The sequence below is a fragment of the Flavobacterium sp. ENC genome (genome assembly GCF_020991415.1).
Taxonomy (GTDB): domain Bacteria; phylum Bacteroidota; class Bacteroidia; order Flavobacteriales; family Flavobacteriaceae; genus Flavobacterium.
This window is the reverse complement of sequence record NZ_JAJMOY010000001.1, coordinates 997904-1011616: the sequence shown is the minus strand read 5'-3', so window position 1 is coordinate 1011616 and position 13713 is coordinate 997904. Positions and strand designations below refer to the sequence as shown.

The window sequence follows — 13713 nt, the reverse complement described above, 5'->3', positions numbered from 1 at the left end:
TTAACAAAATATTAGATATTTTTTTTGGCTATTACGATTAATGTATAACGATTTTTATTAATACGCTAAAAAAGAGGACTAAACTGAAATAAAATTTATTAAAAAAATATCGAATCAGCGATTTGACAATCAGACATTTAAGAAAAAATAAAATTGAAAGAATAAATCAGCACTAAAACAACCCACTGATTATCAAAAAATTGCTGCGTTAAAAAAAATATAAAAGATTTATGGCGTCAATTATTCATTTTATTTATTTAATTTGTCAAAATTTAAAGTAGGTTATGGTTAAAAATGAAGATGATGATTCCCTTTTGAAAAGCGAACAGACTGCCATGAATGCAATCACGATTGACTGCGTCATTTTTGGTTTTGACAAAGGAAGCCTGGAAGTACTTTTGGTGCAACACGGCGAAGGAATCAGTAAAGGGAAATGGGGACTTCCGGGAGGGTGGATCTATAAAAAAGAAAGTACCGATTCTGCTGCCCACCGTTTACTGAACGAACTTACGGGTCTTGACAATATCTACTTAGAGCAATTGAAAGCGTTTGGGGATCCGGATCGTTTCCCGCTGAGACGTGTTATTACCATTGGCTACTATGCTTTGGTAAAGCGCGAAGACTATAATATTAAAGCCGGTTTTACAGCTGCTGATGCCAAATGGTATAAAATAAACAGCATTCCCGACTTAATTTATGATCACAACGAAATTTTAGGCTACAGTCTGAAACACCTTCGCAACAGGGTTCGCCAGGCACCATTGGGATTCAATCTTCTTCCGGAAAAATTTACCTTACTGCAATTGATGCATCTTTATGAAGAAATTCTGGGTGTGGAAATGGACAAATCAAATTTCAGGCGTAAAATACTTCACATGAAATTACTGGTGGCGCTTGATGAAAAACAACAGGATGTTTCGCACAGAGCTGCAAAATTATACAAATTTGACCCGGACATTTACAAGAAACTGACCGAAAAAGGATTTAATTTTGAGTTTTAAACCCTAGTCCTTTTGCATAAATGACATCTTTACCTTTTAAAAACGACCTTAAAACCAATTCCGAAATAACGGAGGATATCAACACCAACGTTATTGACGGAATAACGATCGACTGCGTCATCTTCGGATTTAACAGGCAAAACCTCGAAGTACTTTTGGTACAACACGCAGAAGGAGAAAGTGCCGGAAAATGGGGACTTCTCGGAGGATGGATCAAAACAGAAGAAAGTACCGATCATGCCGCACACCGAATTGTATACGAACTAACCAATCTGGACCATCTTTATCTCGAGCAGTTAAAAGCTTTTACGGATCCGGAACGTGTAAGCTTCAAAAGGGTGATTACCATTGGCTATTATACTTTGCTAAACCGGGAAGATTATAATATCAAAGCAAGCTTAAAGGTAATTGAAGCAAAATGGCATAAAATCACTGATATTCCGGATTTAATCTTTGACCACAATGAAATTTTAAAATTCAGTCTGATGCAATTGCGCAACAGAGTCCGTCAGGCTCCGATTGGTTTTAATCTTTTACCTGAAAAGTTTACCTTATTGCAATTAATGCATCTTTACGAGGAAATATTAGGAGTCGAACTCGACAAGTCCAACTTTCGCAGAAAAATTCTGCACATGAAGTTACTTCTTGAACTCGAAGAAAAACAAAAAGCGGTTTCCCACAGGGCCGCCAAACTATACAAATTTGATCCCGAAGTTTACAAAAAGCTGACCGAAAAAGGATTCAATTTTGAATTTTAAAAACGATTTTGAATTGCAGCATCTAACATTCACTCATCTTCATTCCAGAATCCAAAACTTTCCGTTATCTTTGCGCCTTAATAACACGCTCTGCAGCAATTGCCAAAGCGTAAATTTATACCCGAAAAAATACTTAAAACTCGTATAGAGAATTGAAATAGAAAATGAAGAAGATACGTAACTTTTGCATTATTGCACACATTGACCACGGTAAAAGTACATTGGCAGACCGATTACTTGGTGCCACACAAACCGTTACAGCCCGTGAAGAAAAAGCACAATTGCTTGACAACATGGACCTGGAGCGTGAGCGTGGAATCACCATAAAAAGTCATGCCATTCAGATGGAATACACCTATAAAGGAGAGGAATACATCTTAAATTTAATTGATACTCCCGGTCACGTTGACTTTTCATACGAAGTTTCACGATCTATTGCTGCCTGCGAAGGTGCACTTTTGATTGTTGATGCGGCACAAAGTATTCAGGCACAAACGATTTCAAATTTATATCTAGCTTTAGAAAATGACCTGGAAATTATTCCGGTTTTGAATAAAGTAGATTTACCAAGTGCCAATCCGGAAGAAGTGAGTGATGATATTATTGATTTGCTTGGCTGTAAATTAGAAGATATTATTCATGCTTCGGGAAAAACAGGTTTCGGTGTCGAAAACATCCTGGCTGCCATTATTGAAAAAATTCCGCCGCCAAAAGGAAATGTTGACGAACCTTTACAAGCATTGATTTTTGATTCCCATTACAATCCGTTTCGTGGAATTGAAGTAATCTTCAGAGTTGTAAACGGGGAAATCAGAAAAGGGCAAAAAATTAAATTCATGGCTACCGGCAATGAGTATTTTGCCGATGAGGTTGGAACTTTAAAACTGAACCAGGTTCCTAAAAATGTTATTTCTACAGGTGATGTTGGTTATTTAATTTCCGGAATTAAAGAAGCCAAAGAAGTAAAAGTTGGTGATACACTGACCGATGCCAAAACACCTACCACTAATATGATTACCGGTTTTGAGGATGTAAAACCAATGGTTTTCGCCGGAATTTATCCTGTAGATACCGAAGATTATGAAGATTTGCGTTCTTCTATGGAAAAACTGCAGCTGAATGATGCTTCACTGGTATTTACTCCGGAAAGTTCTGCGGCGTTAGGTTTTGGTTTCCGTTGCGGATTCTTAGGAATGCTTCACATGGAAATTATCCAGGAACGTTTAGAGCGTGAATTCGACATGACTGTAATTACTACAGTTCCTAACGTTTCGTATCTGGCGTATACTAAAAAAGATCCTGAAACTGCTTTTGTTGTAAACAATCCGTCCGATTTACCGGAGCCATCAAAACTGGACCGTGTTGAAGAACCGTTTATTAAGGCTACCATTATTACAAAAGCTGATTTCGTTGGAAACGTAATGAGTTTATGTATCGAAAAGCGTGGCCAGATTACCAATCAGACCTATTTGACAACAGAACGTGTTGAACTGAATTTTGACATGCCTCTTGCGGAAATTGTATTCGATTTTTACGATCGTCTGAAAACGGTATCTAAAGGATATGCTTCTTTTGACTACTCTCCAATCGGAATGAGAACTTCTAAATTAGTAAAACTGGATGTACTTCTGAACGCACAGACTGTGGATGCACTTTCTGCCCTGATTCACGAAGACAACGCCTACAATATCGGTAAAAAAATGACCGAAAAACTACGCGAACTAATTCCGAGACAACAATTTGATATTCCGATTCAGGCGGCAATTGGTGCTAAAATCATTGCCCGTGAAACCATTAAAGCACTTCGTAAAGACGTTACCGCAAAATGTTACGGTGGGGATATCTCCCGTAAACGTAAACTTTTGGAAAAACAGAAAAAAGGTAAAAAACGTATGAGACAGGTAGGAAATGTTGAAATTCCTCAGGAAGCTTTTATGGCTGTTTTGAAATTGAACGACTAAGTTTTTTTTTAGAAAATAGAATAAAGAGCAAAGAATATAGATTGAACCCGATGACGAAAGTTGTTGGGTTTTTTGTTTTTAAAATCTATATAACAAATATTATATTCTCAAGGTATATTGTAGAGGCGCACAGCAGTGCGTCTCCTCGCAAAGAATTGCAACAATTTATTAAAATATGTACGCATTCTTTTAACGGAACGGACATAGTTTGCGTAGACGCACTGCTGTGCGCCTCTACGAAAAATGCAAATTTCGATTAATGTTTTTAACCCATAAATCTGTCCTAATTTGGAACATATTTTTTACTTCTCTAAACGCTGAACCTTTGTATCTTTGAACCTTTGCACCTCAAAAAGAAAAAACCTCAGCAACTCAGAACCTTAGTAACTCAGCACCTTCAAAAGAAAAAAAATGGACGAAACCCCAAAACGATTTGACCGGATTGTCGCTATCCTGATTCAATTACAATCCAAAAAAATTGTAAAGGCACAGGAATTGGCGGATCGTTTTGAAGTTAGTTTACGAACGATTTATCGTGACATCCGAACTTTGGAAGCGTCGGGAGTTCCGATTTACAGTGAGGCCGGAGTGGGTTATGCGCTGATGGAAGGCTATAGATTACCTCCGGTTATGTTTACGCGCGAAGAAGTAGGCAGTTTTATTGCTGCCGAAAAACTGATGCAGAAATTCACCGATCCGGCCCTTGGATCGCATTATGCATCGGCAATGTACAAATTGAAATCGGTTTTGAGAGGTACCGATAAGGACTGGCTTTCGAACATTGAATCAAGAGTCGTTATGCAAACTGCTGAACCGCTGTTTCATGATAAATCACCCAACACACTGTCGGTTTTGTTTGAAAGTATTGCCGAGAAAAAGCAAATCATTTTATGTTATAAAACGGCAGAAGCCGAAGAACCCACTAACAGAAACATTGAACCTGTAGGCGTTTTTCACGATCATAACAACTGGTATTTCCTGGGGTATTGCCATTTGCGAAAAGATTATCGCCAATTTAGGACCGACAGAATTCAGGGCATTAAAAAAACCGAATGTGATTTTACAATTGAGCACGATTCCCTGGAGACTTATTTAAATAAAAATGAAACCATTCCGACGATCAAAGTCAGAATTCTGATTGAGAAAAAAATTGCCCGATACCTCGAATTCGAAAAAAAATACCACGGTTTTGTCTCCGAAAAAGAAATTGACGGACAAATCGAAATGACCTTTATGTGCCGCGATATCGAAAGTGGTTTCCCGCGTTGGTTTTTAATGTTCGGGGATTATGCTACAATTCTGGAACCGGAAATCCTTAAAGTCAGGACTTTAGAATTACTTGACACCAACAGACAAAGACTTTTATAAAAAAACTCCTTAAAGGGAATGCTACATTCATCTTCAGGAGTTTTTTTATTTGGCCAATCTTCAGGAATGTTATCTTTCCCAGAAAAAAGGAGGCTCAATGCCTAATGCTCTCAAATACACATATCCTTGTCCGCGGTGGTGTATTTCGTTATCAATAAAATACAGGATATTCTGAATCACCGGAAATTCGTATTGTCCGAAAAGATTAAAAGTTTCATTAAAATCTTCAATCGATAATTTTTCCCAATACTGATTAATTTCTGAAGTGGCTTCGTCCCATTTTTCCAGGTATTGTGCTTTAAAAATCAGTTTATCCGATTCTTCGGCGAACCCTTTCACTTCTTTATTGACAATTCCTTTTAAGCCCGGAACCGCGATCGCTAAAAGTTCATCGGTTAATTTGGCAAAGGTTCTCATACCTCCTATCGAAAATTCAAAGAAATCTTTTTCAGGAAAAAGTTCAATTACACGACGGGTCAGTGCGCGGTGTCCTTGCCAGTGTTTCAACAAATCTTCGGGAGTAATTACTTGTGCAGCTAATGTTTTCATGGTTTTAAAGTTTTAATTATTTTAATACTTCAAAATTATGGAGGGCCAGTGACAACAGTTTGTCAGCAGGAAAAAAATAATTTATTTTTCCATTAAACCCGACAGGTTTTAAAAACCTGTCGGGTTTAATACACAAAGCATTTCTATTAAAATTAGACAAAACCTTTACATCTTTGTACCTTTGCACCTTAAAAACTTTTCACCTTTAAAGAAAATGATCGAAGATAAAAATCCACAACGTACCAGTATAGCGCAATTAGGGGAATTTGGCCTGATTGAACATTTAACCAAAAACTTTGATGTTACCCAGGAATCTACTTTGAAAAGTATTGGAGATGATGCAGCTGTTCTTGATTTTAAAGACAAAAAAGTAGTCATTTCTACCGATTTGCTGATTGAAGGCGTACATTTTGACCTGGCTTATATGCCGCTTAAACATTTAGGATATAAGTCTGTCGTTGTAAATCTGTCTGACATTTGCGCGATGAATGCACGACCAACGCAAATAACGGTCTCTGTGGCTGTTTCTAATCGTTTTCCACTGGAAGCCTTAGAGGAATTATTTGAAGGGATTACACACGCTGCAAAAGAATATAAAGTGGATGTTATTGGCGGAGACACCACCTCATCACAAAAAGGACTGATTATTAGCATTACAGCAATAGGAGAAGCTAATGAAGAAGAGCTTGTTTACCGAAACGGTGCCAGGCAAACCGATTTGCTTGTTGTTACCGGAGATATCGGTGCCGCTTACATGGGATTACAGGTTTTGGAACGTGAAAAGCAGGTTTTTCAGGTGAACCCAAACAGCCAGCCGGATCTGGATATGTACAGCTATCTGATCGAGCGCCAGCTGAAACCTGAAGCGCGAAAAGATGTCCGTACTTTATTACATGCCCTTGAGATCAAGCCCACTTCAATGATTGACATTTCGGACGGATTATCCTCTGAAATTATTCATTTGTGCAAACAGTCAAAAGTGGGTTGCAATTTATACGAAGATAAACTTCCTTTAGATCCGCAATTTATTTCGACTTGTGAAGAATTCAATATTGACAGTACCACCGTAGCGATTAATGGCGGTGAAGATTATGAATTGTTATTTACGATTGACATTAATGATTTCGATAAAATAAAAGGAAATCCGAATTTCTCTGTTATTGGTCATATGGCAGATGAAAGTGAAGGCATTCATTTAGTGACGCGCGCAAATACGAAAATTGCCTTAAAAGCCCGTGGCTGGGACGCTTTAAGCGAATAAACTTTAAAAAATATCAAATAAAAAATTCCAAATTCCAATGCGTCACGTTATTGGAATTTGGAATTTTTTTATTGGAATTTCACATTAGAAAAGCGATTTGTTTTTGGCTTCCTTTACCAGATCCTCGTCAGTTCCGGATTTTATTTTGAGCAGTTCTTTTAAATTGGCTCTTCTCTTTTCTATCGCATTTAAAGAAATGGGAATATATTGCGGCATATCGGCCACGGAGGTTCCTTTTGATAAATGGAACAAAATCTGCTTGTCAAATTCATCCACTTCTATCGAATTATGAGGTGCCTGACTCAACATTTTCTGCACCGACTGGCTGTAGTATTTTTCATTTTTCATTACCCTGTCGAATGCAAACAGCAGTTCATCAAAAGTCAGGTCATTTTTAATAATTAAACCATTGGGGCTTATGGTCCTGATTATCGTTTTAATTTTAAGCAATTCGGTATACATCGTCAATAAAACGATTTTACAGCCGGGCATTTTTTTTGAGATTAATTTGGCGAGATCTTCTCCCGAAAAAATATCTTTTTCTTCATAGGAAGGCATACTGATATCTAAAAAAGCAACATCGAACTTTGGTGCTGCCTCATCCTGTATCAAATCATACCCTGACCTGCAATCGTAGGCCTGTGAAATAACAAATTCGTATTGTTTGGTATTATAACGTGTGATCGCATTTTTGTATCCTTCAATAATAAAAGGATGATCATCGACAATTAATATGTTTTGTTTAATTAATTGTGAAACTAAAGTGTTGGGGTCAGCTGTCATTTCTTGTGTAGGTTAATTTTTTGATCTATGGGTATTTTTACCAAAAGAAGGGTTCCTTCTCCTTTGGCAGATTTTATGGTTACGGATCCCTTACATTCTGCAGCTCTGTATTCGATATTATGCAATCCAATCCCGTTTTTTGTTCTTTGTGGATTAAATCCAACTCCGTCATCAAAGACAGATACTATCAAATAATTTATTTCACTTTTAAATTCGACTGTAATTGTCTTTGCTTTTGCATACTTATTACAATTCTGCAACGCTTCCTGAACAATCCTGTATAAATTAATCTTCACTGCATTGCTGACCAGTTCCCATTTGATTTGGGAGTCAAAAGCAGTAATCAGTTTGGAAGGATAGGTGTTTTGTTGATTATCAAACAATTTGTTCAGAATCAAAACAAAATTATTAATTAATTCTGATTTTTCCCTATTTAGATCATGTGAAATTTCACGTATGTCTTCCTCGATGTTTTTAAGTTCTGTTAAATACTTTTTTCTTTTCAGGGCGGCTTCCGCTTCATCTATTTTATCTAAGCTGTCCAGACTGATCCGAACTCCAAACATCCTTCCTAAAACACCGTCGTGCAGTTCCTGGGCCACTTTTTTCTTTTCCCTGATACGGGTCATTTCGATATCGTTCTGCTGGGAGATCATCAAATTATAAATATCCTCATTCGCTATCTGCTGCTGTTGCTTAAAAATTAGCTCCCTGTTTTTGGCCTGCTGGGTTTTGTACACGTAAAAGAACAAACCAACCAAAGTACAAATACTAAAAACATACACCAGGGTTTTATTCTTTTCCTGCAGATTCGAGTTTTGGTCTTTTATTTCACTGGTTTCATATTCAATGCGCGAGAATTTTTCGCCCATATTCCGCTCTGCTTTCAGCATTTTATCGTTGAGCTGAATGTACTCCCGTGAATAAGCAGAAGCGTTTACAGGGTCGACAACGGCAATTTGTTTGAGAGCTTCTAATATGTTTCTTATCTTGTTTGAATTTTTAGATAAAGCCAATGCCTGTTTTGAATACTGAATTGCCTTAAAAGTATCTTTCTTGAAAGCATAATATTCCGATAAATGTATTTTATTCAATATCACACCTGATTTTAACCCCAGACTGTCCCTTATTTTCAAAGCTTCAAAGAATTGTTTCGGCAGCCCGTCAGACTCCTTTAATTTAAATTTAGAATACGCTAAATTATCCAGTACAATAGCATAAAGAGTCGTATTTTCTTCGAATAAATTTTTTTGGTTTAAACTTTTCTGAAAATACGATTTGGCTTTACTATAATTTTGCATTCTTAAATAAACAAACCCTATATTGTTTAAAGACGTGGCCTCTAACTGGAAATCGGCCGGGATAGATTTGTCTGCCAGCGTATTTAAAGCCATTTCGTGTAACTCCAGCGCCTTGCCATATTCCTCTTGTTCATTGTATAAGATGCCAAGTAAATTATAACAGTCGTAAAGTACATCATTGACATTATTTTCCTTTTTTAAAATACGAAGTGCTTTAAAAACACTGATTTCACTCTCGAAGTAATCCCCTCCGTTATATTGAAGATTTGCTTTATCGAGAAAGGTTTTCGCTAAATTATTCCGGTCATTGATCTTCAGATAAATTTTTTCAGCTTTAAAATAATTCAGAAACGAACTGTCTGATATCGATTGGGATCTGTAGTAGTCCCCTAAATAGCTATAGGATTTAGCCATATGGATGGAATCCCTGGAATTCGTTGCTCTTTCTAAAATTAATTTTGTAGTTTGGAGATACGATTTCCAATCGTTCATATTATAATACCGATTGGCGACTTTGAAAAGATTTACTTTATTTATAGAATCGTCTTTCTGTTCTAAAATAGTGTTCATCGCTTTTTTATTGTATTGCTGCCTGTACTTAAAAGGCAGATTTATATCACTTGCTAATGACAAATACGTAGCGAGGCTATCTTTTGACAAACTTACATTTTTATCTTTTTGATTTTTTTTGGTACAACCAGAAAAAACAACACATAAAAAGAATAATATTAAATAGTTATTTTTCAACGGCTTTCTTTGAATTTTACCAAAAATAGTAAAACTAAAGGCGAAAAAAAAGGCTGTCAAAAAAATGACAGCCTTTTCTTAAATTTTTAACTTTTATGTACTTAATCTAATTTTACACTCATTCTTAGAGACTGACCATCAGCACTTAAGCTGCCTGAATGATTGTAACTCAAATGTGCGTGACTTCCACTTCCGGTATAATCATGTTTTTGTCTTCCATCTCTTGTACCAACCTGACCGTCAATTGGTGTTATAACACTTGATTCGTTATTAGCAATATCCTTTGTAATGTCAGGAGTCGTAAAAGAAGTTGCTACCATTACTAAAGAAAATAATCCGATTGTTAAAGCTGCTTTTTTCATGTTTTTGAGGTTTTTGTTTGTGATTTTTATTTGGGGGCATATGACTGCTGTTGCAATCATGGGGACAAATCTACGTTGAGAACCAAAAAATATTGTACGAAAAAAACAGTTTGTGGTAGAACATACCCAATTGATAGTCACTGAGCCTCAATTGTATGTAATTACTTAGTTTTTAGACTTCTAAGTAATTACCTTCAGAAAAATTAGCAATAATTAAATCTACATTTGATTTGTAGGTTTTTGAGAAAGGAATTTTTTTGGAAGAGTTTTTTATGTAACAAACTGAGTTTCCGTTATGAATACGTGCTACATAATCTCGGTTAATGATGTAACTGTTATGAATTCGGAAAAAAGGATACGAAAGTACATTCTCAAAATACTTGAGTGTTTTAAAAGCCGTAACCATTTCACCCGACTTAAGATAAATATCGGTTGAATTATTATCGGCCTGAAAATAACTGATATCAGCTGCATTTAGATAGCGGTAATCGCCGTAAGATTTTATACAGATAATCAGGGGGGCCTCGATATTCGGGTTCCTTTTAGCAAAGGGAATCGCGGCAGCATTAAACTTGTCTCCCCGTCTCACAAATTGTGTCTCCGGGACTATCTTATCTAATTTGAGAATAGTCTTTAGCAAATCCCCTTCTAAAACGGGTTTCAGTAAGTAATCAAAAACGCCATACTGAATGGCATCGTAAGCCAATTCTTTTTTTAAGGTCGTAACAATTATTTTAGGTATAACGGACAAATACCGATAGAGTTCATTGATGAAAGAAAGCGATAAATCACCTGCTGTATCTTTGGGATCAATTTCTAAAAAAACAAGTGACGGCCGGTGCTCTAAAATCAAGGTTAATCCCTGTTGACAATCTGAAGCTGAGGCCACAAAAGTTAGTTCCGAAAAACCTTCTGCAACCGTTTTGGTCTTCAGGGTGCTTTCGGCATCATCATCAATAATAATATATGAATACTTTTTCAATATTGGAATGTCTTGATTTTATCTCTCCCTAAAATTACGAATAACAACGATTTAAAAATTGAATTGTTGATACATTCCCCGCAAATGTTAACATAAAAAACAACGCATGAAAATACCCGGCTGAATAATGGCCAAAATTAAAAAAATCCCAAACTCCTAAGCTGGAATTTGGGATTATTTGTAGAATTTATTTAAAAAATTACATTTTCATTAACCAGTTTTTCATCGAAACTTCGTTTTCGATAATATCTTTTAACTCCGTAATTTTTACACGATCCTGTTTCATAGTATCTCTATGACGAATGGTCACGGTTTCGTCCTCGATAGTCTGATGATCTACCGTAATACAAAACGGAGTCCCTAAAGCATCCTGTCTTCTGTAACGACGGCCTACTGCATCTTTTTCATCGTAAGCCACATTGAAATCCCATTTTAAATCATCTATGATTTTCTTAGAAATTTCAGGTAATCCGTCTCTTTTAATTAACGGAAGAACGGCTGCTTTTGTTGGTGCCAAAACCGAAGGTAATTTCAGAACGGTTCTTGTTGATCCGTCTTCCAGGGTTTCTTCTTGTAATGAAGTAGCAAAAACAGCCAGAAACATACGATCTAAACCTACAGAGGTTTCTACAACGTATGGAACGTAGTTTTCATTCAATTCCGGATCAAAATATTGTAATTTTCTACCGGAATATTGTTCGTGTGCTTTTAAGTCAAAATCGGTACGAGAGTGAATTCCTTCTAATTCCTTAAATCCGAATGGGAAGTTAAATTCAATATCGGCAGCTGCATTTGCGTAATGGGCTAATTTTTCGTGATCATGAAAACGGTAGTTTTCTTTCCCTAATCCTAAAGATAAGTGCCAGTTTAAACGTGTTTCTTTCCAGTGGTGATACCATTTCATTTCTTCACCCGGACGCACGAAAAACTGCATTTCCATTTGTTCGAATTCACGCATGCGGAAAATAAATTGTCTGGCAACGATTTCGTTTCTGAAGGCTTTACCTGTTTGGGCAATTCCAAAAGGAACTTTCATACGCCCTGATTTCTGAACATTCAGAAAATTCACAAAAATACCCTGAGCTGTTTCCGGACGTAAATACAAATCCATTGCAGAATCTGCAGAAGCACCTAATTTCGTTCCGAACATTAAATTGAATTGCTTCACATCTGTCCAGTTTCTTGAACCCGTTTCAGGATCAGCAATTTCTAATTCTTCGATCAGAGCCTTTACATCCTGAAGATCATCCGTCATTCCTTTTGCAAGCCTTGATAAAATTTCTTTGTATTTTGAAAGATATTCTCCAACGCGGGCATTTGTGGCAACAAATTCTTCTTCATTAAATGCATCTCCAAAACGAGCTCTCGCTTTTTCGATTTCTTTTTGAGCTTTTTGATTGATCTTTTCAGCATGATCTTCTACTAAAACATCAGCTCTATATCTTTTTTTCGAATCTTTATTATCAATTAACGGATCATTGAAGGCATCAACGTGACCTGAAGCTTTCCAGGTTGTCGGATGCATTAATATTGCTGCATCAAGGCCGACAATATTATCATTCATCTGAACCATTGATTTCCACCAATATTCACGGATATTCTTTTTTAACTCGACGCCATTTTGTGCGTAATCATACACTGCACTCAATCCATCGTATACTTCGCTTGACGGAAAAATAAATCCGTACTCTTTTGCGTGCGAAACCACATTCTTAAATATATCTTCTTGTTTTGCCATAGTGATGCAAAAATATAAAAAGTACGTTTAAAAAAAAGAAAAATAATAAAGTTTGAAGCGTGGATTTCGTTATTTTTGTAACTAAATTCTTTCTATTTGTGTTTAATTATATCATTGACCTGTTTTTTCCTAAAGTTTGTGCCGGATGCCATGCCGTTTTAATGACTTATGAAAGTGTATTGTGCAGTACATGTCGTCACGAAATGCCTTTGACCCAATATCATCAGGATCCTAAAAATGAAGCCGTCAAAAAGTTTTATGGAAAAATTGACATTGAGCATGCATCTGCCTTTTTATATTTTAATAAAAAAGGAATTGTCCAGGAACTCATTCATAACCTAAAATACAAAGGACGGGAAGAAATCGGAACCATTCTCGGAAACTGGTACGCAGAAGATCTGAAAAACCTGAAATTACAAACCCCGTTTGATGTTGTAATTCCGGTCCCGCTCCACAAACGAAAATTCAGGGAAAGAGGTTATAATCAGGTCGCTACTTTTGGAAAAGCCTTAGCGGAAAATCTAAATATTCCTTATAATGACGCCGTTTTATATCGAAAAATTTATTCGAAGACACAATCAAAAAAGAATCTTTCAGGAAGATCAGAAAATATAGAAAACATATTTGATGTCATTTTCTCAGAAGAAAACCATCATAAACATTTTTTAATTGTTGATGATGTTCTGACTACGGGAGCCACACTAGAAGCCTGTTCCCGTGCCCTGTTAAAAATTCCGGGAGCTAAAATCAGCATTGTTTGTATGGCAATGGCGCACTAAAAATATAAATTTGAGAAAAATATCTTTATTCTTTTAGAAATCAATGTTACCTAAGCGAAGTCGAAGGCTTTTTTAAATGGAAAGAGCTTCGACTCCGCTCAGCCTGATACTGATTTTGAATTA

At 36.4% G+C, this 13713-nt stretch carries 12 protein-coding genes; 6 read left to right on the top strand and 6 right to left on the bottom strand.

Features of this window, described 5'->3' with window-relative positions; translation table 11 throughout:
* The first annotated feature begins 284 nt into the window (after positions 1–284).
* The 4 genes from LPB89_RS04165 to LPB89_RS04150 all read left to right on the top strand — a co-directional run bounded on the left by LPB89_RS04165 (position 285) and on the right by LPB89_RS04150 (position 5088).
* The gene (locus LPB89_RS04165) at positions 285–1001 is read left to right on the top strand and encodes an NUDIX domain-containing protein (protein ID WP_127338991.1); all 717 of its coding nucleotides are present in this window, start codon (positions 285–287) and stop codon (positions 999–1001) included.
* Positions 1002–1021: 20 nt separating this feature from the next.
* Positions 1022–1759 (top strand): NUDIX domain-containing protein, encoded by a 738-nt coding sequence (locus tag LPB89_RS04160; RefSeq protein WP_230700392.1) that lies wholly within the window; start codon positions 1022–1024, stop codon positions 1757–1759.
* Between the two features lie 164 nt (positions 1760–1923).
* Positions 1924–3720, top strand: a complete 1797-nt coding sequence (lepA, locus tag LPB89_RS04155) for a translation elongation factor 4 (RefSeq protein ID WP_230700391.1) — start codon at positions 1924–1926, stop codon at positions 3718–3720.
* Between the two features lie 411 nt (positions 3721–4131).
* Positions 4132–5088 carry a YafY family protein gene (locus tag LPB89_RS04150; RefSeq protein ID WP_230700390.1) on the top strand — a complete coding sequence of 319 codons (957 nt, stop codon included), beginning with the start codon at positions 4132–4134 and terminating at the stop codon, positions 5086–5088.
* A 69-nt stretch (positions 5089–5157) separates the two neighbouring features.
* Here LPB89_RS04150 and LPB89_RS04145 read toward each other — a convergent pair whose 3' ends face one another.
* Complete coding sequence (locus LPB89_RS04145; RefSeq protein WP_230700389.1) at positions 5158–5637, bottom strand: DinB family protein; 480 nt, start codon at positions 5635–5637, stop codon at positions 5158–5160.
* Positions 5638–5851: 214 nt separating this feature from the next.
* Between LPB89_RS04145 and thiL the strand changes: the two genes are divergently transcribed.
* Positions 5852–6898, top strand: a complete 1047-nt coding sequence (thiL, locus tag LPB89_RS04140; RefSeq protein ID WP_230700388.1) for a thiamine-phosphate kinase — start codon at positions 5852–5854, stop codon at positions 6896–6898.
* Between the two features lie 84 nt (positions 6899–6982).
* Here the strand turns inward: thiL and LPB89_RS04135 are convergent, their stop codons facing one another.
* From LPB89_RS04135 to LPB89_RS04115, 5 genes are all read right to left on the bottom strand, one after another.
* A complete protein-coding gene (locus tag LPB89_RS04135; RefSeq protein WP_230700387.1) occupies positions 6983–7681 on the bottom strand; it encodes a response regulator transcription factor in 699 nt (232 codons plus the stop codon).
* A complete protein-coding gene (locus tag LPB89_RS04130) occupies positions 7678–9642 on the bottom strand; it encodes a sensor histidine kinase (protein ID WP_370635456.1) in 1965 nt (654 codons plus the stop codon). Before LPB89_RS04130 ends, LPB89_RS04135 begins: the two co-directional genes overlap by 4 nt.
* A gap of 188 nt (positions 9643–9830) precedes the next feature.
* Entirely contained in the window at positions 9831–10091 is a 261-nt protein-coding gene (locus LPB89_RS04125) for a hypothetical protein (RefSeq protein WP_230700385.1), read from the bottom strand.
* 172 nt (positions 10092–10263) lie between these two features.
* Positions 10264–11073 carry a LytTR family DNA-binding domain-containing protein gene (locus LPB89_RS04120; protein ID WP_230700384.1) on the bottom strand — a complete coding sequence of 270 codons (810 nt, stop codon included), beginning with the start codon at positions 11071–11073 and terminating at the stop codon, positions 10264–10266.
* Between the two features lie 199 nt (positions 11074–11272).
* Complete coding sequence (locus tag LPB89_RS04115) at positions 11273–12811, bottom strand: glycine--tRNA ligase (protein ID WP_230700383.1); 1539 nt, start codon at positions 12809–12811, stop codon at positions 11273–11275.
* A 161-nt stretch (positions 12812–12972) separates the two neighbouring features.
* On the opposite strand from LPB89_RS04115, the gene LPB89_RS04110 reads away from it, so the two are divergent.
* Complete coding sequence (locus tag LPB89_RS04110) at positions 12973–13590, top strand: ComF family protein (protein WP_255667679.1); 618 nt, start codon at positions 12973–12975, stop codon at positions 13588–13590.
* Positions 13591–13713 lie beyond the last annotated feature (123 nt).